This window comes from Dyadobacter fanqingshengii (genome assembly GCF_023822005.2).
GTDB classification, from domain to species: Bacteria; Bacteroidota; Bacteroidia; order Cytophagales; family Spirosomataceae; genus Dyadobacter; species Dyadobacter fanqingshengii.
Map to the genome: position 1 here is coordinate 1,033,743 of NZ_CP098806.1, position 19,541 is coordinate 1,053,283.

The window sequence follows — 19,541 nt, forward strand, 5'->3', positions numbered from 1 at the left end:
TCATGAGAAAATATTCAATACATAAATTACTGTTCATGGGCGCATTGCTGTTTGTTACGGCATCCTGTGAAAAATACTACGAGCCCACAACTTCCATTGACGAAGAATCGGCGCTTACTAATGCCGGTGACGTTGAAACGGCGACCATTGGGACATATGCCGTATTATTGAATGCGGCTTACGTGCGCAGTGTGCATTTCCTGATGGAGTATCCCAGTGATGAAATAGCACAGGGACAATCTTCGGGTGATGACCTCACGCGGGCATATCGTTACACGCATATCAACACATCGGGTCATGCCACCAACTTCTGGGGACAAGCCTATAAGGTGATCGCGGCGGCGAATAAGATCATTGCTTACGTTCCCGACGAGTCGTCTGTGATTTTGCGCCAGCTCAAGGGTGAAAATCTTTATCTGAGAGCCATGATGCATTTCAATCTCGTGCGTGTTTTCGGGCGTCCCTATACGCAGGAAAGTGGTAACAATCCGGGGGTTCCGCTGTTGATGGACGGCATGAGTGACGACGCGATCAATAACATTACCCGCAGTTCGGTAAAGGAAGTGTATGACTCCGTAATCCAGGATCTGATCAAAGCTGCGGACCTGATGTCTGAGGATAAATCAAACTCTTTTGCATCGAAGGAAGTTGCGCAGGCGCTGCTGGCGCGCGTGTATCTGTACAAAGGCGAGAATGAAAACGCCATCAAATACGCCGACCTGGTGATCAAATCGGGTCGTTACAAGCTTGTGCAGGGTGGGGAATTCAGCAGTTATTTCAAAACGGCACCCGCCAGCAACCAGGAGACTATTTTCGCAATCCGCCATACCAAAGTGCAGGATAGGGGATTCTCTGCCATTGGATCCATGTATTTCAGCGCCAATGCTTCCGGGATCGCCGAGGGGCAGGGTGTCAGCGGTTGGGCCGAGATTTATGCGTCGAAGAAATATGTTGATTTCCTGGCTAAAAATCCTGCCGACCTGAGAAGCAACTTCATCTCTCCCTACACGATAAACGGTGTTTTGCAGTATAATATGAAGTTGACACCGTCTACGCCCATGTATTACATCAATAAATACTCCATGCAGGAAGGCGTCATTAACCTGAGCTCTCCGGTATATCTGCGGCTCGCAGAAATGCACCTGATCCGGGCAGAAGCCAATGCAAAAACGGGCAAAACAGCCGCTGCATTGGAAGATGTAAACCTGCTTCGTCAACGCGCAGGCTTGTCGGGTAATCAGCTCTACACCATTGGGAATCTGGGCACTAAGAAGGCTCTGGATGTAGTGATGGAGGAGCGCTGGCTTGAACTCGCGTTTGAAGGACACCGTTCCTATGACCTGTTCCGCAATAATTTACCCATGGAAAGAAATTATCCGGGAACACATTCACTGAACAATACGCCTACAACCAACATTACGCAAAAGGTTTTACCGACCGACGCCCGCACCATTTTCTTTATACCACAAGCAGAAATTGATCGCAACCCAAAACTTACCCAAAACCCATAATATCGGGTGTTACTTATGTTAAAAAGGTGGCGCGGGAAATCTCCGGCGCCACCTTTTTTTAACCGCCTTTGATCCGGTTCAATTCATCTTCCGAACCTGCGCGCCGGCTGCGGGCAGCATTGATTTCTTTGCTCCCGAAACGATAATTGAAGTTCACTTTAACCATCTGGCCTTCGAACCGGAAACGGAGATTGGTTTTGATTCCCGCATATTCCGATTCATATCCGCCTCTTGCCGTATGGAAAATATCGCTGAATGAAAGTTTCAACGTTGCATTACTCTTCCAGAATTTTTTCTGGACGCCCGCGTCCATCATGCCCATCGCCCAGTTGTAGTCAATCCGCCGGTATGGCGAGTTATACCAGCCCGTCAATTCCAGGGTCCAGTCGTTTTTTAGCTTGAATGTGCTCTGGCCGTTCATATTGAAAGCCGTTGTGCTGTTATTGATGATCAGGCCGTTGTCCAGCGCCGCTTTCCAGATGTTATGATAGCCGCTGATGTTGAAATAAACATCCCACCATTTGGTAATGGCGGTTGTAATGCTCACATCCAGGTTGAAGCCCTGAGAATGATCCAGATTTTGCGTAATGAAGTAAGTGCGGCTGCTGTCGTATGGGATCCGCAGGCCCACCACCGGAAACCGCGTTCTTCGGTAACCCACCGAAGTGGTCAGTTTTGCTTTGTAAACGTGCGTTAGTTTGAAGCTGTTCGCATATTCTGGTTTCAGAAACGGGTTGCCTTTGGAATAAACAAGCTCATCCACGCGGTATTCAAACGGGTTCAGGTTTTGGTAACTCGGCCGATTGATCCGCCGGCTGTAATTTAAATTCCAGTTGTGGTTTTTAGAGGCTTTGAATGATAATGCGCCGCTTGGGAAAAAGTTGAGATACGTCGTGTCCACCTTGTCCAGATCATTATGTTTGAAGCTCGTGAGGTCACCCAATGACTTGGTATGTTCCGCCCGCACCCCCGCCTGCAAATCCCATTTTTTACCCAAAGGAACATTATAGTTCACATAAGCTGCATAAACACGCTCGGTGTATTTGAACCTGTTGCTTCGGTTGGTATCGATGACCTCAACATTGCTGATCACATTGTAAAAGTCGAAAGTGTTATCCGACTTAACGTCCGATAATTTGAAGCCATAGCCCAGTTTTCCCTTCTGCACACGTTGTTCATAATCAGCCTTGAACGACCGGATCGTAATGTCGACGGGCGTTTTGCTCACATAGTTCCGTTCCAGCGGTTCCTTGTTATCCAGACTAAAAAAATACTTGTTTGGCTGATAACTGATCCCGCGCGACACAAACCGGCCAAAGTCGGCGTCGACATTGAGCTCGTGACCGGTCGTGTCTGCATAATGGTAATTCAGATTAATGTTCAGGTTTTTATTTTTTTCGGGATTAGAAGTTTGGGAAAAAAGTGTCAGCGAATCGGTTTGCAAATCATTCCGCTTGCTGATGAATGTCTCGCTCTGCCCACCGCCATTATGGTTACTTATACGGCCGTCGACGCTGAAACCAAGCGTGTTTTTTGAATTGATAAAATAATCCGCTTCCCGCTGCTATACCAGCCACTTTAAATGTGCCGCCGTCATCGGCTACATCTGCTTTTACCAGCGAAGAGTCCAGCGATTTATTAACCGAAACAGCTGCAAACGGAACGGCCTCATTTTGTTGGTTTTTAACTGTTCCGCTGACTATAAAGCTTTGAGAATAAGCAAACAAGGGGAAGAGCAGGATAAATGTAACCTGTAAAATTTTTTTCATAAAAACGATCCATAGCTAATGTCCGCCTCAAAGGGACAGAAAAGCACGTGAATGTTGCACGCGGGCACTATTAAAATTATTTGTGGCAATCAATAGACAACCCGGCTAATGCAAGGAGATTGCCCGTGTGCCAACCTTTTAGGACAGACCAGTGTCTCAGAGGGACCTAAGCATGTCATCGATTGAGGACTTAAACCTATTTGAAAACGAATTGAATTTGCTCATGAAATTGTTTTTAAAGCGGATTTACGACCTCAAATATTTAATAGCATTACTGCTGATTCTCGAAAGCTGTATTGTTCCTTTTTCGCCACCGGAAGTGAGCCTGGATGAGCAATATTTGGTTGTGGATGGATTTTTTAATGTGGGCGGCAACGATAGCAGCCGGATTGAGCTGCGGAGAACACAAAATGTAAATCAGACAGACCAGCCGCTCATCGAAACCGGGGCAACCATTGTCGTTGAAGCAGAAGCAGGAAGGAGCTATGCATTTGCTGAATCCATGCCCGGGACTTACTTACTGCCGCCCGGTTCTTACGATATGCAGGATAAATACCGGATCAGGATCAAAACGGGAAACGGGCAGGAATATCTGTCGGATTTTGTAACAGTAAGCCAGACACCCACCATTGACAGCCTCACCTACAAACTGGATAATGTCCAAAACGCAATGATATTTTACGTCAATGCGCACGATGAGCAGAACAAAACGCAATTTTATCGATGGAAGTTTGATGAAACCTGGGAGTATGAATCGACTTATTCATCGGCGCTGGAAATAGTGGATAGCCAGCTCGTTTCCAGAAAAGAGAACATTACCAAATGTTGGGGAAACAAAAATAGCGGCAGTATTTTACTGGGAAGCACCGTCCGGCTCAGTGAAGACATTATTAAAGATCTCCCGCTCAACACCGTTCCGATTTCAACTAACAAGCTTTTTAGAAAATACAGCATTCTGGTGAAACAATACGGCCTGTCGCGCACGGCATTCGAATATTGGACAGAACTTTCAAAATCAACACAGCTGACGGGGAGTCTTTTTGATCCCCAGCCTGGCCAGGTCACAGGAAATATTAAAAACATTGCTGATCCCCGAAACCTGGTCTTTGGTTATTTCAGTGCTTCAACCGAAGAAACCAAACGCATCACGATCTCGCCAAACCTGGGTATTTATCCCAGATGTACCGAGCCGGACACCATCCCGGTCCAATGCACCGGGTTTCCCGATGATCCGTGCGCCTTCAACACACAAAAATTGCTCCTTACTTATTGGGGTCCAAGGGCGGATTACGTCTTGGTTGCAACGCCCGACTGCGCAGACTGCCGCACCGCAGGAGGAACGACCCGGAAGCCCTCATTCTGGTAATCTGGGCAGAAGGAATATGTCTGTAATATGTTCCGCTTCGCCCAGGCATGATTATGTTATGATAAGATATATCTACATTCAATTATTATGATCCGTTCTTTACCTTTTTACGCCCGGCTTGCCTATGTGTTGGTAAGCATCATATCGCTGGTGTACATTGCTATCATTGGACAAACGCTGCTGGCCCCGCTTATTTTTGCGTTCCTGTTTGCGCTTTTGTTGCTGCCATTTGCCGGGTTTCTGGAATATCGGCTGAAATTCCCAAGGGCATTATCTTCCATGGTGGCAGTAATAAGCCTTACAGCCGCTATCGCCGCGATTTTCACCATTCTGGGCTCGCAGCTAACGGCGCTGGCTAAGGATTGGCCTGCTTTCAAGGAGCAATTGCTGGCCACCACCAGCAGTTTACAGCGCTGGATCGAGCTTACTTTTCATGTGGACAATGAAGAGCAAATGAGCTATATTAATGAGTCCGCCACCAAGGCTGTGGATACGGGAACCTCTATTCTTGGCCACACATTGCTTTCCGTCTCTTCCATTCTGCTTTCGCTTCTGTTCATATTTCTTTATACATTTTTCATGCTCTTGCATAGAAGGCTGTTGCTGCGGTTTACAGTTTCGCTGTTTGATCAGCAGCACAGCGTGATTGTGTATGATGTGGTAAGCCAGGTCCAGTACATTGTTAAGAAATACATTGTCGGCTTGTTTTTGCAGCTGCTTTTGGTAACCGGACTTTCGTGTGCTGCTTTCTGGCTCATAGGCGTCAAATATGGATTGTTGCTTGGGCTTATCTCCGGCATACTCAATGTGATCCCTTATCTCGGCATTTTTACGGCATTATCACTCGCCAGCCTCGTTACATTCGCGACGGCCGGCACCAGTCAGGTTGTGTTTGTTTTGGTTGCTATTGTAGTTATACATTTAATAGACAGCAATTACATTATGCCTAAAATTGTGGGGTCGAAAGTAAAGATCAACACATTTATCGCCCTTATCGGTCTGGTCCTTGGCGAAATGATCTGGGGCATTACAGGCATGTTTTTGTCAATTCCGGTGATCGCCATCTTTAAGGTGATATTCGATCGCGTAGAAGGTCTCAATCCATGGGGGATTCTGCTGGGAGAGGACGACAGCCATCCCGACACGAAACCAGCCATTCAGGAGATCGTCGAAGATGAGCAGCATATGGGCGAGAAATAGTTTAATACAGCATTAGCAGGAATTTTTTCAATTATAAATAATACTAAATGAGCCAGTTCAAAGTGAATATTCTGTCTTTCGAGCAGATTAAGGAGTTGCCGGGATCTTGGGAAAAGAGCGATCTGGTCAATTTGTTGAATGCAATGGATTATGACAATCCCGCAGAAATTAAGGATTCTGAACTCAAAGAAATGTGCATGATGTCCCTGACGGATTACGAGCCGGAAGAATCTGCTAAAATAGTTTTGGATTATACAATAGCCGGACGTCTCACAGAGGGTCAGATAGAAAATCTATCGCATGAAATACTGACTGAAAAGCTCTGGGAAGAGTACCCGGAACTGCCGTTACATCCGGATCTCTACCGATCGACCCAGTTGCTGTATGACGCTTACAATGGCAAATTTCCGCGCCCGGAAGCTGTTCGGTTCACGGTCGAAATAAAGGGAGATTTGAGCATTTTTGAGGAAAATCCCGAGGCGCCCATTGTGAGGCTTCTCGCCGCTGGCTTGTCTGACCGGAGCTTGATTCAGCGTCTTTTTTCCGACCAGATCGAAAGTGATCGTTTTGCTGAGGCCAAGGATATTCTCTGGCAGTTGAACAAGGTTTCCGGGGATCAGAATTCGATAACCTACGACATTGTAAGTTCCGCATATTGGCTTGATGAAATAAAATACGCCGACAGTTACGAAGCTGAGACCCATGCGGATGCAGTTTCGGATGAGGCCGAATAACGCATTATAGCTGCGTTCTCCATTGACCATTTCGACTCAGCCATAAATAAATTTCATTTGCGCAAGTATTTGCTTGCACAAATGAAATTTTTGTGTTTATATTTGCAAGCACTTACTTGCATATTATGAAGGCCAGACGAGATGTATACCAGGCGATAGCCGATCCCACCCGACGAGACATTATCAGTCTTATAGCTTCCCAAGCGGACGCCACGCAACCGTATAACGTGAATGCCATTGCCGAAAAATTTGATATGACCCGGCAAGCAATATCACTGCACGTCAAAATTTTGGCCGATTGCGGATTGCTGGTCATCACGCAAAGTGGCAGGGAAAGATTCTGCGAAGCAAAACTGGAACGGCTTGATGAAGTAGAAACCTGGATTGAACAGTCCAGAAAGCTGTGGACCAGGAGATTTGAAAAGTTAGATCATTATTTAAACAATGTAAAAAGCAAAAGCAATGGAGAAGACTAAGGAAGATCTGTTGATCACACATTTATTTGATGCGCGGCCTGAACTTGTTTTTAATGCGTGGACAGATCCAGCGCAATTGAAACATTGGTATGCCCCGGATGGCTGTACCATTGAATTCAAATCTATCGAAGTGAAAGTAGGAGGGGCGTTTCACTCCTGCATACACGATCCTGTGCACGGAGAATGCTGGATAAAAGGTTTTTACCATGAAGTGGCCTTTCCCGAGAAACTGGTTTACACCATGACCCTTACCAACGAGCAGGGAGATGCTGTGAGCTCCGATCAAGCGGGAAAACCCGGGGACTGGCCGAAGGATATTGTTACTACGGTCACATTTGTCGCTGTTGGGGAAAAAACAGAAATGACATTACACCAAACCGTATCAGAACAGGAAGCTAAAAAAACAGGCGCATATCAAAGCTGGTTCAGTATGTTCGACCGCCTGAGCACTGTGTTAACAGCCCGCCTCCCCATCTAATGTCGGCATTTTTCTAAACCAGGCTTTTATTATACCGATCGCGGTATTCCAGCGGAGACATGCCTGTTATTTTTCTGAACACTTCCCGGAATGCTTTCAAGTCCGAATAACCTATTTCGTACATGACTTCGTTGATGGTTTTCCGGGAATTTTCAAAAGAGCGTTTGGCGACTTCTATTTTTACCCTTTGCGCGTATTCCAGCGGGGTGTTACCAGTGGCTTTCAGGAATCTGCGATCGAAATTGCGTCGGCCTATTGAGAATTTAGACGAGAGTTGATCCACAGATATTTTCTCATCGATCTTACTTTCAATGTATTGCTGTGCCTGCTTGATCTCCTGATCATCGTGTAATTTTTGTCCGCTGAAAATTGTGAAAATCGATTGAAACTCCCTGTTTATTTCAATTTGGAACAGTTTTGCGCAGTAAATGGCCGTAGGGCGGTCGTAGAATTTCTCGATCAGGTGGACAAGCAGGTTCAAAAAGGAGTATGCGCCCCCATTGGTATAAATTCCGCCCTCATCCGTTATTGTCCGATGCGATTGCAATTTTACGTGAGGAAACAAAACACTAAATGTATTAACAGCGGACCAATGTGTAGAACAGGTTTTTCCGTTAAGTAGTCCGGCGGACGCGAGCATAAACGCCCCTGTGCACATGGATGCAAGCTCCGCACCATTCTTATATTGCTGCGACATCCAGTCTACCATGGCGATATTCCCTGCCAGCGCACTTTCAAAGTCTCGGGCCAGGGAAGGGATAATGATGAGATCTGTTTTTGGAAGTTGGTTAATATGCGTGTGCGGCCTGATGCTGACCAGTCCTTTACTAAAATCAGCTTGATCCGAAACCCCCACGATCTGGATCTTGTATAACGGTTTGTGTCCGTTCTTCTCCCAGTAAGCGTTGGCTTCTGAAAATATCTCGTAAGAACCTACGATACAGGCAACACTTGACAAGTTGCTCTGGCCGTCCGGTGCGATAATGGCAATGTGCTTCATTGTTTTTATACAAAGGTTAGCAATTCAGGTTGTCTTAAACAACCCGTCATAATGTCTCTATCCCCCTACAACAAAGTCGTTTTACGACAATAAATTTGCATAAAATATGATTGGATCAGCGAAGTTTTAAACAAAATTTATTTACACTTAACTTTATGCAAATGGAAAATCAGGATTTCACAACAACGTTTGTGGTAGACAAGTCAGCCAATGACGCCTACAATGCAATCAATAATCCCCGCGCCTGGTGGTCCGAGGAAATCGTCGGCTCTACGGATTCGATCAATGGTGAATGGAGTTACCATTACCAGGATCTGCACCGGTGCGAGATGAAGGTAATTGAGCTTATTCCCGACAGAAAGGTGGTCTGGCTTGTTACTGACAATTATTTCAACTTTACCACGGACAAAACCGAGTGGATCGGCACCAAAGTTTTATTCGACATTTCAGAAGAAGGCGGCCAGACCCAGGTCCGGTTTACGCATGAAGGGCTTGTTCCTGACTATGAATGCTATGAAATTTGTTACAATGCATGGAGTGGCTACCTCAACAACAGCCTGCGGCCGCTCATTGAAACAGGAATCGGAGCGCCAAATAAAGGGACTGATATAACCAGTCATGACCAAATAGGAATGGAATCAAAACAATAAAAATCACGGCCATGGAAAATCAGGATTTCACAACAAGTATTACTGTAGATAAATCACCCGCAGAAGTTTTCGATGCCATTCTAAATGTGCGCGGCTGGTGGTCCGGTTTGTACGGAGAATCATTTGAAGGAAGCTCAGAAAAAGTTGGTGATGAGTTCAGCTTTCTGGCGGGTGGCGGCATGCATTATAGCAAACAGAAACTGGTGGAGTTGGAGCAGGACAAGAAGCTGGTCTGGCTTGTTACAGAAAGCAATCTCACATTTCTGGAAAATACCAATGAATGGCAAGGAACGAGAATCAGTTTCGAACTCTTTCCGGAAGGCGAAAAAACAAAAGTAGTGTTTACGCACGTTGGATTAATCCCCGAATTTGAATGTTACAATTCTTGCGCTCCCGCGTGGACGGGCTATGTGCAGGATCAGCGATTGAATCTGGGTTGATCATCAATCCGAGCTGAATTCAGAAGAAACCCAAAACCGGACATTCCTACCAAACTGTTCAGATTTGAACATAACTTAAATTTGTAAATTACATATAACGTATTGAAATACTGCGTGTTATATTGATTATTACCGGTTGGTACAGTATTTTATCGACATAATCGGAGTAAATCAAAAGAAGTTTTACAGAACACATTTCAAGGTTAATGAAAAAGACTTCTCCGCCGCATTGGGCAACCCAACTTCTAGCGCGTTTTGCAGATCCCAACACCTCGGAAGAGGTTCAGGGGGATTTGCAGGAAATGTATCAGCACTGGGTTGGCAGCGTTGGGGAACGTGCTGCAAAACGTCGCTATGTTCTAAATGTAATCAAATTCCTGCGCCCGTTTGCCCGGGACAAAAAGGCGCAGGAATATTCAAAAACAAATTCAAACAGTTTGGCCATGATCCGTAATTATTTAAAAATCGCTCTGAGAAATCTAACTAAAAACAAGGGTTATTCAGCGATCAATATCGGAGGTCTTGCGGCAGGAATGGCGGTGGCCATGATGATCGGGTTGTGGATACATGATGAGTTTTCTTTTAATAAATACCACCAGAATTACGCCAGGATAGCCAAAGTAATGCAGACCGTCGACGTGGAAGGAACCATTTACCACGGGGAATATATGCCTGCGCCGCTGGGAAACGAGCTTCGTACTTTTTTTGCCGATGATTTTGAACACGTGGTCATGTCGTCTTTTTCGGGCGAGCACATTGTCGCTTTCGGGGATAAAAAGTTTACAAAAAAAGGCTTTTACATGAGTACGGAAGCGCCTGAAATGTTCTCCCTCAAAATGCTTCGGGGAACGCGCGCCGGCCTGCTAGATCCGTACTCGATCATGTTGTCAGAAAGCATTGCCGCTGCTCTTTTCGGTACTGAAAATCCGATTGGCAAAATTGTCAAGCTCGACAATAGAATGAACCTGAAAGTGACAGGGGTTTATGAAGACTTGCCTTATAATACCGAGTTTTGGGATATGACATTTATCGCTCCCTGGGATCTCTATGTGTCCACGCAGGATTGGGTTAAAAGAGCCCTGGATAATGATGAGTGGGACAATAACTCATGGCAAATCCTCGCACAGATCAATCCGAAATCGAGTTTTGAAGTCATTTCGAAAAAAATAGGGAATGTCAAACTGAAACATTCCCCGAAGTCGGCGTATATGAAACCGGTGGTTTACCTGCATCCGATGGGGAAATGGCATCTTTATTCAGGCTGGGATTCTTCCGGTAATCTCAATGCGAGGATTCAGTATGTTTGGCTATTTGGCATTATAGGCATTTTTGTGCTGTTGCTGGCATCCATCAACTTCATGAACCTCAGCACGGCCCGGTCTGAAAAGCGGGCCAAGGAAGTGGGTATCCGGAAAGCGATCGGCTCCATGCGTGGACAGCTGATCGGACAATTTTTAAGCGAATCGCTGCTCGTAGTGGTTTGCGCATTTATGCTTGCGATATTGCTCGTCGTTGTGCTGATTCCAGCTTTCAACAGGCTGGCCGACAAGCAGATCGTTTTCCTATGGGACAATCCCTTATTCTGGCTTGCAGGAATTTCGTTTTGTCTCATCACCGGGATTATTTCCGGAAGTTATCCGGCATTGTATTTGTCTTCTTTTCAGCCTGTTAAGGTGTTAAAAGGGACATTTTCACTGGGCAAATATTCGGCCCTGCCACGCAAAGTGCTGGTTGTGCTGCAATTCACAGTCTCCGTGACGCTGATCATTGGAACGATCATTGTCTACCGCCAGATCCAGCACGCGAAGAACCGCCCGATCGGCTTCGACCGAAATGGCCTGATTGCCATCAATATCAACACGCCGGAGCTTTACAACCAGTATAATGTGCTCAGAAACAGCCTGCACGAAACCGGCGCTATAGTAGAAATGTCAACATCCTCAGCGTCGCCCACACAATCAAATTCGAACAATGGCGGGTTTGAATGGGAGGGTAAGGATCCCAATTTCAAAGAAAATTTCACGACAATTGGCGTCACGCATGATTATGGAAAAACCGTTGGCTGGCAATTCATCGATGGCCGTGATTTTTCAAGGAAGTTTTCAACCGATTCATCCGGCATGGTGCTGAACGAGACTTCGCTGACATACATGGGTTTTAAAAAGCCCTCGGATATTATCGGGAAAGTGGTGAAGTGGAATGGGACGCCGTTTACTGTGGTCGGTGTGATCAAAGATATGATTATGGAATCTCCGTTTGAGCCGGTGCGGGCTGCGCTTTTTATGGTTAACTATGGCTGGGCCAATGTGATCAACATTAAACTCAACCCGGCCATGTCAGCCCACGAATCTCTTGAAAAAATTAGCGCGGTTTTTCTCAAACTCAATCCCGGCAGTCCGTTCGACTATAAATTCGCCGATCAGCAATTTGCGGTCAAGTTTGCTACCGAAGAGCGCATTGCAAGGCTGGCGGCTGTTTTTGCGGTCCTGGCCGTTATAATCAGTTGCCTGGGATTGTTCGGGCTGGCCTCTTTTACCGCCGAGCAGCGTACCAAGGAAATCGGAATCCGGAAAGTGCTGGGCGCTTCGGTGTCCAATCTATGGGCGCTTTTGTCCCGAGATTTCGTAGTGCTCGTGATCATTTCATGCCTCGTATCCATTCCACTGGCATGGTATCTTTTGAGCAACTGGCTGCTTTCCTACCAATATCGCACAGAAATTTCCTGGTGGATTTTCGCCATTTCCACGCTTGGCGCCTTATGCATTACGCTGTTGACAGTCAGCTATCAGGCAATCCGCGCTGCGCGGCTGGATCCTGTTAAGTCGTTAAAAACAGAGTAATTGTGCAAATCTTTTTAATAATACCAACCCATTGAATGCTGCCGGGCATGTGCGCATTCAATGGGTTACGCACAACTAAATTTCCCGAATCGTTTGGAAGTGTTCACTTAGCAAAATACATTTGCAGCTTATCTATTTGTAATTTGTCTAAATAAGTTTAATGAAAATTCTTCTATCAATCGTAATATCCCTATTCGTATCGTCCCAATGCTTCGCGCAAACAGGGAAACTGAGCGGTACGGTCCTGGACAACACCAAAATAGGTTTGCCAGGCGCTAATATCCTTATCAAAAACACCAGCTTCGGTGCGCAGACTAACGACGCTGGTTTCTTTGAAATGCTCAATCTGAATGATGGGGACTATGTTTTGTCAATCTCTTCTGTGGGTTTCAAAACAAAGGAAGTGGGCTTCACCATTGCCCAAAATGAGGTGGATCTGAAAACCATTGTATTGTATGCCGGTGATGAGATATTACGGGAAGTGGTGATTGAAGGGGAAAGGGAGAATAAGTTTTCTAGAAGCAAAACGGCTTATGTTTCCAAATTGCCGCTGAGGGATTTCGAAAACACGCAGGTTTACAGCACTATTACCAACTATTTATTAAAATCCCAGATCGTAACCAACTTTGACGATGCCCTGAAAAATGCAACAGGCGTGGAAAACTTATGGACATCGACCGGTCGCGGCGGAGATGGTGCGGGATATTTCTCACTTCGCGGATTTTCTGTTCAGCCCAAACTGGTGAATGGCCTTCCCGGACTTACTAATGGAACGATCAATCCGGCCAACATTGAACGCATCGAGGTTTTGAAAGGGCCCTCGGCTACATTGTTTGGAAACGCAGTAAGCTCTTACGGCGGTCTGATCAATGTAGTTACTAAAAAACCATATGCAGGCACTGGCGGTGAGCTTTCATTTACGACCGGCTCTTATGGACTGAACCAGATTACAGGTGACTTTAACACGGCTTTGAGTAAGGAAAAAAACCTTTATTTCAGGCTTAACACGTCCTACGCCACAGAACGGAGTTTCCAGGATGCAGGTTTTAGAAAATCATTTTTTGTCGCGCCGTCGCTGTCTTACAAGGTGAATAATAAGCTTTCCTTCTCTTTTTACGGAGAGATCACACAGGCTGAGCAAACCAACCCCATGTTCCTGTTTTTGAACAGAAGCGCCCCGACGGAGTCGAAAAACATGAAAGAGCTGGGATATAACAATAAACTTTCATTCACCAGCAATGACCTGACACTACAAAACCCGACACAGAACTATCGCGTCGAAATGGATTATAAACTGTCCGATGAATGGCAGTCGCAAACATTGATTTCCAAGAGCGCAACTTCTACCAAGGGCTATTATTCCTATTTGTTTGATTACGGCATCTTGGGAAATGATACATTTTCGCGGTTTTTGAATAAACAAAATGAATACACCGGAACATCCGATATCCAGCAAAACTTCATTGGCGATTTTAATGTGGGTGGCATGAGAAACCGGGTTGTGATTGGTTTGGATTACTTTTCTGCCATTTCCACAAGCAATGGAACGGGTTATGCTTTTTATGGGAATGTAACGCCGGAAGGCGGTGCGAGTGGTGATAACCCGTTTACACCCAAAGTGGAAACAAGGGATTATCCGCTCTCTACTGCGGCCGTGGATGCAGTTCTGGCGTTGCAACCGGTGTCCAATGCGAAATCTAAATACAACATTTACAGTGCTTACGCATCTGATGTCCTGAACTTAACGAAAAGCCTGTCCGTGATGGTCGGCCTTCGTCTTGACCATTTTGATAACGTGGGAAGTGTGACGACGTCAGAGGATGATTACAATCAGACGACATTATCTCCCAAATTCGGGATCCTTTATCAGCCTGTTGCCGATAAAGTTTCTGTTTTTGCCAATTATCAAAACGGATTCACCAACGTTGCCCCGGCGCTCGTTGGCGACCCGGAGGATGGCCCGCAAACCATTAAGACATTCCGGCCCGAGCAAGCAAATCAGATTGAATTTGGTATTAAAACCAACATTATCAAAAACAAGCTGAATGCGACGATCAGTTACTACGATATCAAAGTGAAAGACCAGGTTATCACGGATCCGTCTTCACCTTTCAACAAAATCCAGGGCGGTGAAATTTACAGCAAAGGGTTTGAAATAGAATTAAATGCAAACCCTGCTAATGGCTTGAATATCAGGGCTGGATACAGCAATAACGACAGTAAGACAACGAGGTCGGATAATACCGAAATCCTGGACAAGCGCCCACTTGACGCGGGTTCGAAACACCTTTACAATGCCTGGGCAAACTATGAAGTGCCGGTGGGAAAGTTGAAAGGATTTGGCATCGGGGCAGGAGTGAACGGCGCCAGCGAACGATTTGCGATCAACTACGTTTCAACAGGAAACTTCACGCTTCCGGCTTACACCGTCGCCAATGCATCGCTGTTCTATCAGGCTGAAAATTATCGCATCGGCATGAAGGTCAATAACGCTTTCAATAAAGAATACTACAAAGGCTGGTCCACCATCGCTCCCCAAACACCCCGCGCGCTACTAGCCAACATTACCTACAATTTCTAAAATGGTAGATATCCGGTTGATGAATATCACATCGCATTTTTGAGTGAGTTTCGGGAGCAAATGCAGGCGATTCGTGAGTTGGTGCATACCTGCGTCAACTTACTCTGCAACTGCATCAGGCCTTTGGAACAGTTTTTAATGTGTATTTATAAAACAACTACATTAAAAATATGAAACCTGAATTCAGAAGTCTGGCAGGCGGGTTGGCCGGTGCCATTGTCCTCAACATCATTCACGAAGCAGCGAAAAGATTTTCGCATAAAGCGCCACGGATCGATAAGGTCGGTGAGGAAGCGTTAACCAAATCCCTGCACGCCGTTGGTGCGTCGGCTCCAACGGGCAATGCGCTGTTTGGCACCACATTGGCGGCTGATATCGCAAGCAATACCATGTATTATGCCATGATAGGCAAGGGATCGAAGGATAACTTGCTGTTACGCGGCGCTGGCTATGGCCTTTTCGCAGGATTAGGTGCGGTAGGGCTTACACAGAAGCTTGGATTGAGTGATAAACCTGTTACCAAAACAACGGAAACAAAGGTGATGACCGTTGCCTGGTATTTATTAGGCGGACTGGCTGCCGCCTTCGTAATGAAAAAGGTAGGAGAGTATGAAGAGTCAAGGGGAGAGATACTTTCGTTCTAAAAAAAAGTCACCCTCAGGATATTCCAAGGGTGACCTTTTTTAATTCAATTTCCAGCTTGGTCTTTCAAAATGGCAGGTATACCCGCCAGGGTGTTTTTGCAAATAGTCCTGATGCTCGACTTCCGCATTCCAGAAATCGCCTGCCGGAACTACTTCGGTAACGATTTTTCCTGGCCAAACGCCGGAAGTTTCCATTTCTGCAATTAACGTTTCAGCTACTTCGCGCTGGCTTTCGTCCAGATAAAAAATGGCCGAACGATAGGAAGTTCCAATGTCGTTTCCCTGCCGGTTACGCGTAGTAGGATCGTGAATTTGAAAAAAATATTCCAGTAAACCGCGGTAGGTGAGTTGTGATGGATCGAAAACAACCTCTATCCCTTCCGCATGTGTTCCGTGGTTTCGGTATGTAGCATTGGGAACGTCTCCGCCCGTGTATCCTACCACCGTTGAAATAACGCCTGGCTGGTGCCTGAAAAGTTCTTCTACTCCCCAGAAGCAACCACCTGCCAAAATGGCTTTTTCAGTACTCATATAGTCTGTTTTTAAATGTATAATACCGATGGCACAAATTCCATGCCCTCTTTTTTAACCAGCAATGTTCAGCCAAAACTGGCGCATTCATTTAAATAACCGACAAAAAATACCGAAAGTTGCATAATCAGCCTCCTCCGACTTTTACCTGCTCGGGATCTTCATTATAACCACCAGAGTGATCCGTCATATTTTCTGCACTTTTAACATTATCCTGTTTCGTAGCGTCCTGATCTGACCCACTTGTCTGCGCGCTATCTGTGTCAGTATTTTCAGATGCTGCGATTTCTGTGTTTTCAGAGCCGGATGATAAAAATGCGCTCAGATCATTCAAGCCCTTTTCCCAGCCATCTTCATGTGGTTTCAGAAATTCAGGTCCTGAGAATCCTTCCTGTATAACTTTTAGTTTGCTTCCCTCACCATCCGTGGAAAAAGTCACGTTCAATGTATAACCGCTTTCCGAGCCTTCATCGCTCATATTCCATACCCACGAATACGCCAGTTTTTCGTTCGGGATCACTTCGCTGTAAGTGCCCGTGATCTGTAACCCCGACTCGCCCACGTGGTATTCCACGGCCCCGCCTTCTTTCAGCTCATTTTTTACATCAACGAGCGAATCGCCCATCGGGTGCCACCATTGTTTTAAATCTTCCGCCTCAGTCCAGGCCTTGAAGAGCGTCTCCACATCCACATCGAAGCTCCGTTCGATCTCAATAACATTTGTCTTCTGCTCCGTATCCATATGCTTTCAATTTTAAGTTTGTTGATTCCTGCAAGTGTCGGCAAGTAGTCGTTGTTTATAATAACTATGCCTCGACCTCACAGCACGGGCAAGAAAATACTGAATGTTGCGCCTTCTCCCGGATTGCTGGTAACCGTGATGGCACCGCCGTGATTGGCAGCTACGCGTTCGCAGATAGCAAGACCGATGCCCGTCCCGGAATACTGGCTTCTGCCATGAAGCCGTTGAAACAATTGAAATATCCTGTCAGCGTACTGCTGGTCAAAACCAATCCCATTGTCCGACACATCTATCTGATGATACATATATGCGGTGCGGATCACTTTCGCAGAAGAGGGCAGCTCTGCACTGGGAATGGTCTTTCCGGTAATGTTGATCACCGGGACCCGTTCAGGCTGTCTGAATTTGAGCGCGTTACTGATCAAGTTCAGGAAAAGCTGGTTTAGCTGCATTTTGTCCCCGTAAATTTCGGGAAGCTGTTCGGCAGTAATAACCGCCGAGGTTTCCGTAATCAACAGTTCGAGATCATTTGAAACTTCATAAACAACCCTGCTGAGTGAAACAGGTTCCATGACGTCCTTATGTTCTGTTATCCGGGAGAAAGAAAGCAGGTCTTCAATCAGGTCAGACATGCGTTTGGCAGAACTCTGCATCCGATGCAGGTAATTGATTCCTTCTCCGAGGTTGTTTGTATATCGTTTTGCCAATAAGTCGGAAAAGGATTGGATCTTCCGCAGCGGCTCCTGCAGGTCGTGAGAGGCCACATAGGCGAATTGCTGAAGATTCACATTCGATTGCTGCAGCATATTATTAGAGTCCGAGAGCTCTTCATTGGTTGCTATATACTCCTCATTCAGGGCCGCCAGCTCTTCATTCATGGCTTCCAACTGCTCCGTACGCTGCTGGACCTGCGATTCAAGTGCTACCTTGATCTTCCGCTGAATGGTAACATCCTGGGCAGTGCCGATCATGGTAATCGGTTTGCCATTTTGGTCAGTAAGCACCTTGCCTTGCGCGTGAAGGACTCTGGCAGCCCCCGTTTTCTCGGCATCCATCGTATATTCCATATTATATACCCCGTCCGAGCCTGGCGCAATAGCCTTGTTCACCGCTGTAACTACTGCGGGTAAATCCTCGCTGGAAATGGCTGCATAAACCGTTTCAAATGTGATCTGCTCCTCCTTTTCGATGCCAAACCAATGTTTCAGACGATCCGAATAATCAAGTGTCCCGGTTACGAGATCAATGGAGTAGGTGCCGAGTTCCGCGAGTTCAATCGCACCACGCAGGAAGGTTTCCGTTTCTTGTAACTTTTTTCGGCTCACCACTTGTGAGGTCAGGTCGGTGGCAACGACAAAAACGCCCGTTATGTTGCCATCAGAATCCCGTTGCGGCTGATAAGCGAGATCCACGTAAATGGTTTGCAATACACCGTCAAATGCGATATTAACAGGTTGCTCCTTCGAAATATACAGCACACCGGTGTCTATGACATCCTGCAAAAGTTTTTCAAAGCCCTGTCCAGCAATTTCAGGAATAGCCTCAGCCAGTGGTTTGCCAACAATTTGTTGCGGTTCTCTCCCGATGAGCTTTCCGTAAAACTGGTTCGCCATTGTGAAAGTCAGATTGTCCTTATGAATGATGGCAATGCCGACGGGCGATTGTTCAAACAGTTCCAGCAACTGCATCTGGCTTTGCTTTATATGCTGTTCAATATTAACACGTTGTGTCACATCGATCGCAATGTCCAGGATGGCATATACATTTCCCTCACTGTCGTAAACAGGGGAGTACGTAATGTCATATTTATTATGCGTCATTACGCCTTGCTGTACGATATCCACTTGTGTTCCAAAGCTTTGAAATGCGACCCCGGTTGTGTAAACATCGTCCAGGATTTTCAAAAATGCCTGGTCTTCCAATTCCGGCATCACCTCACGGAGCGGAAGCCCTACAATGTTGGGACCTTTGCCCACGATATCGATAAAAGCCTGATTCGGCATTTCCACAACCAGGTCCCGCCCGACAAAAAGCCCGATCGCTGCCGGCGCTGACTCGATGACTGTCCTCAATTTCGCCTCACTTTCCTCCAATGCTTTTTTTGCCAGCAGCTGGGCAGAAACATAGTTCTCCTCATCGGTTACATCAATAAAACTGCCGAGCAGCCGCTTGGTGTTTGTGGCGGTCAAGTGCGACTGGCCTTTGCAAAGCACATAGCGGCTTGTTGCAGTGCTGTCTTTAATTGTGCGTAATTTTAAAGAAAAAGACCAGGGAGCGGCCTGGTTCAGTGCATGTTCAATTTCGTTGGTGAGCGTACTGCTATAATTGGGATCGATCTGATCCAGAAGGACTTGCAAGTCAACAATGTCGCTGCCGCCCAGCCTGAAAAGATTTTTAGTGCGTCGGCATAAACGGATTTGCCTGGTTTGGAAGTCGAGTTCCCAGGTTCCTATTCCTGCTGATTCCAGGGCAAGATCGAGGCGGTGTAATTCCAGGGTATTGTCAGTATCAAATGAGTTAGCCTGAGCTGCCATGAATTGCGGTTTAAAAAAAGCAAAAAGTAAATGACCCTTTGTCAA

17 protein-coding genes are annotated in these 19,541 nt (G+C 46.1%); 11 read left to right on the forward strand and 6 right to left on the reverse strand.

Translation table 11 applies throughout. The annotated features are described in order from the left end of the window. The first annotated feature begins 2 nt into the window (after window positions 1-2). Complete coding sequence (locus tag NFI81_RS04075; RefSeq protein WP_234613956.1) at window positions 3-1,511, forward strand: RagB/SusD family nutrient uptake outer membrane protein; 1,509 nt, start codon at window positions 3-5, stop codon at window positions 1,509-1,511. A 58-nt stretch (window positions 1,512-1,569) separates the two neighbouring features. On the opposite strand, the gene NFI81_RS04080 is transcribed toward NFI81_RS04075, so the two are convergent. Next, the gene (locus NFI81_RS04080) at window positions 1,570-2,955 is read right to left on the reverse strand and encodes an outer membrane beta-barrel family protein (RefSeq protein ID WP_234613955.1); all 1,386 of its coding nucleotides are present in this window, start codon (window positions 2,953-2,955) and stop codon (window positions 1,570-1,572) included. Between the two features lie 49 nt (window positions 2,956-3,004). Then, the gene (locus NFI81_RS04085; RefSeq protein ID WP_234613954.1) at window positions 3,005-3,280 is read right to left on the reverse strand and encodes a carboxypeptidase-like regulatory domain-containing protein; all 276 of its coding nucleotides are present in this window, start codon (window positions 3,278-3,280) and stop codon (window positions 3,005-3,007) included. Window positions 3,281-3,503: 223 nt separating this feature from the next. On the opposite strand from NFI81_RS04085, the gene NFI81_RS04090 reads away from it, so the two are divergent. The 5 genes from NFI81_RS04090 (at window position 3,504) to NFI81_RS04110 (ending at window position 7,534) form a co-directional block, all read left to right on the forward strand. Continuing rightward, window positions 3,504-4,646 carry a DUF4249 domain-containing protein gene (locus NFI81_RS04090; protein WP_234613952.1) on the forward strand — a complete coding sequence of 381 codons (1,143 nt, stop codon included), beginning with the start codon at window positions 3,504-3,506 and terminating at the stop codon, window positions 4,644-4,646. An 87-nt stretch (window positions 4,647-4,733) separates the two neighbouring features. After that, on the forward strand, window positions 4,734-5,846 hold the full coding sequence (locus NFI81_RS04095; protein WP_234613950.1) for an AI-2E family transporter: 1,113 nt from the start codon (window positions 4,734-4,736) through the stop codon (window positions 5,844-5,846). Between the two features lie 47 nt (window positions 5,847-5,893). Continuing rightward, a complete protein-coding gene (locus NFI81_RS04100; RefSeq protein WP_234613948.1) occupies window positions 5,894-6,580 on the forward strand; it encodes a hypothetical protein in 687 nt (228 codons plus the stop codon). Between the two features lie 125 nt (window positions 6,581-6,705). Then, a complete protein-coding gene (locus NFI81_RS04105; RefSeq protein ID WP_234613947.1) occupies window positions 6,706-7,056 on the forward strand; it encodes an ArsR/SmtB family transcription factor in 351 nt (116 codons plus the stop codon). Then, complete coding sequence (locus tag NFI81_RS04110; RefSeq protein WP_234613946.1) at window positions 7,043-7,534, forward strand: SRPBCC family protein; 492 nt, start codon at window positions 7,043-7,045, stop codon at window positions 7,532-7,534. Before NFI81_RS04105 ends, NFI81_RS04110 begins: the two co-directional genes overlap by 14 nt. A 13-nt stretch (window positions 7,535-7,547) precedes the next feature. Here NFI81_RS04110 and NFI81_RS04115 read toward each other — a convergent pair whose 3' ends face one another. After that, complete coding sequence (locus NFI81_RS04115; protein ID WP_234613945.1) at window positions 7,548-8,534, reverse strand: GlxA family transcriptional regulator; 987 nt, start codon at window positions 8,532-8,534, stop codon at window positions 7,548-7,550. A gap of 161 nt (window positions 8,535-8,695) precedes the next feature. Between NFI81_RS04115 and NFI81_RS04120 the strand changes: the two genes are divergently transcribed. The 5 genes from NFI81_RS04120 (at window position 8,696) to NFI81_RS04140 (ending at window position 15,689) form a co-directional block, all read left to right on the forward strand. Continuing rightward, the gene (locus tag NFI81_RS04120; protein ID WP_234613944.1) at window positions 8,696-9,184 is read left to right on the forward strand and encodes an SRPBCC family protein; all 489 of its coding nucleotides are present in this window, start codon (window positions 8,696-8,698) and stop codon (window positions 9,182-9,184) included. 11 nt (window positions 9,185-9,195) lie between these two features. Further along, window positions 9,196-9,624: an SRPBCC family protein gene (locus NFI81_RS04125; protein WP_234613943.1), complete on the forward strand. Its 429-nt coding sequence runs from the start codon at window positions 9,196-9,198 to the stop codon at window positions 9,622-9,624. 206 nt (window positions 9,625-9,830) lie between these two features. Next, complete coding sequence (locus NFI81_RS04130) at window positions 9,831-12,464, forward strand: ABC transporter permease (RefSeq protein ID WP_234613942.1); 2,634 nt, start codon at window positions 9,831-9,833, stop codon at window positions 12,462-12,464. Window positions 12,465-12,624: 160 nt separating this feature from the next. Next, entirely contained in the window at window positions 12,625-15,045 is a 2,421-nt protein-coding gene (locus tag NFI81_RS04135; protein ID WP_234613939.1) for a TonB-dependent receptor, read from the forward strand. Between the two features lie 170 nt (window positions 15,046-15,215). Then, on the forward strand, window positions 15,216-15,689 hold the full coding sequence (locus tag NFI81_RS04140; protein WP_234613937.1) for a hypothetical protein: 474 nt from the start codon (window positions 15,216-15,218) through the stop codon (window positions 15,687-15,689). A 39-nt stretch (window positions 15,690-15,728) separates the two neighbouring features. Here NFI81_RS04140 and msrA read toward each other — a convergent pair whose 3' ends face one another. From msrA to NFI81_RS04155, 3 genes are all read right to left on the reverse strand, one after another. Further along, on the reverse strand, window positions 15,729-16,220 hold the full coding sequence (gene msrA / locus NFI81_RS04145) for a peptide-methionine (S)-S-oxide reductase MsrA (protein ID WP_234613935.1): 492 nt from the start codon (window positions 16,218-16,220) through the stop codon (window positions 15,729-15,731). Window positions 16,221-16,347: 127 nt separating this feature from the next. After that, window positions 16,348-16,962 (reverse strand): SRPBCC family protein, encoded by a 615-nt coding sequence (locus NFI81_RS04150; protein ID WP_234613933.1) that lies wholly within the window; start codon window positions 16,960-16,962, stop codon window positions 16,348-16,350. A 77-nt stretch (window positions 16,963-17,039) separates the two neighbouring features. Continuing rightward, the gene (locus NFI81_RS04155; RefSeq protein WP_234613931.1) at window positions 17,040-19,496 is read right to left on the reverse strand and encodes a PAS domain-containing sensor histidine kinase; all 2,457 of its coding nucleotides are present in this window, start codon (window positions 19,494-19,496) and stop codon (window positions 17,040-17,042) included. Window positions 19,497-19,541: the final 45 nt, after the last annotated feature.

Excerpts from the sequence above, each read along its gene's own strand:
- NFI81_RS04140 (WP_234613937.1), top strand. The coding sequence starts at position 15,216 with ATGAAACCTGAATTCAGAAGTCTGGCAGGCGGGTTGGCCGGTGCCATT.
- NFI81_RS04130 (WP_234613942.1), top strand. The coding sequence starts at position 9,831 with ATGAAAAAGACTTCTCCGCCGCATTGGGCAACCCAACTTCTAGCGCGT.
- NFI81_RS04095 (WP_234613950.1), top strand. The coding sequence starts at position 4,734 with ATGATCCGTTCTTTACCTTTTTACGCCCGGCTTGCCTATGTGTTGGTA.
- NFI81_RS04100 (WP_234613948.1), top strand. The coding sequence starts at position 5,894 with ATGAGCCAGTTCAAAGTGAATATTCTGTCTTTCGAGCAGATTAAGGAG.
- NFI81_RS04105 (WP_234613947.1), top strand. The coding sequence starts at position 6,706 with ATGAAGGCCAGACGAGATGTATACCAGGCGATAGCCGATCCCACCCGA.
- NFI81_RS04115 (WP_234613945.1), bottom strand. The coding sequence starts at position 8,534 with ATGAAGCACATTGCCATTATCGCACCGGACGGCCAGAGCAACTTGTCA.
- NFI81_RS04110 (WP_234613946.1), top strand. The coding sequence starts at position 7,043 with ATGGAGAAGACTAAGGAAGATCTGTTGATCACACATTTATTTGATGCG.
- NFI81_RS04125 (WP_234613943.1), top strand. The coding sequence starts at position 9,196 with ATGGAAAATCAGGATTTCACAACAAGTATTACTGTAGATAAATCACCC.
- NFI81_RS04150 (WP_234613933.1), bottom strand. The coding sequence starts at position 16,962 with ATGGATACGGAGCAGAAGACAAATGTTATTGAGATCGAACGGAGCTTC.
- msrA (WP_234613935.1), bottom strand. The coding sequence starts at position 16,220 with ATGAGTACTGAAAAAGCCATTTTGGCAGGTGGTTGCTTCTGGGGAGTA.
- NFI81_RS04085 (WP_234613954.1), bottom strand. The coding sequence starts at position 3,280 with ATGAAAAAAATTTTACAGGTTACATTTATCCTGCTCTTCCCCTTGTTT.
- NFI81_RS04155 (WP_234613931.1), bottom strand. The coding sequence starts at position 19,496 with ATGGCAGCTCAGGCTAACTCATTTGATACTGACAATACCCTGGAATTA.
- NFI81_RS04075 (WP_234613956.1), top strand. The coding sequence starts at position 3 with ATGAGAAAATATTCAATACATAAATTACTGTTCATGGGCGCATTGCTG.
- NFI81_RS04090 (WP_234613952.1), top strand. The coding sequence starts at position 3,504 with ATGAAATTGTTTTTAAAGCGGATTTACGACCTCAAATATTTAATAGCA.
- NFI81_RS04120 (WP_234613944.1), top strand. The coding sequence starts at position 8,696 with ATGGAAAATCAGGATTTCACAACAACGTTTGTGGTAGACAAGTCAGCC.
- NFI81_RS04135 (WP_234613939.1), top strand. The coding sequence starts at position 12,625 with ATGAAAATTCTTCTATCAATCGTAATATCCCTATTCGTATCGTCCCAA.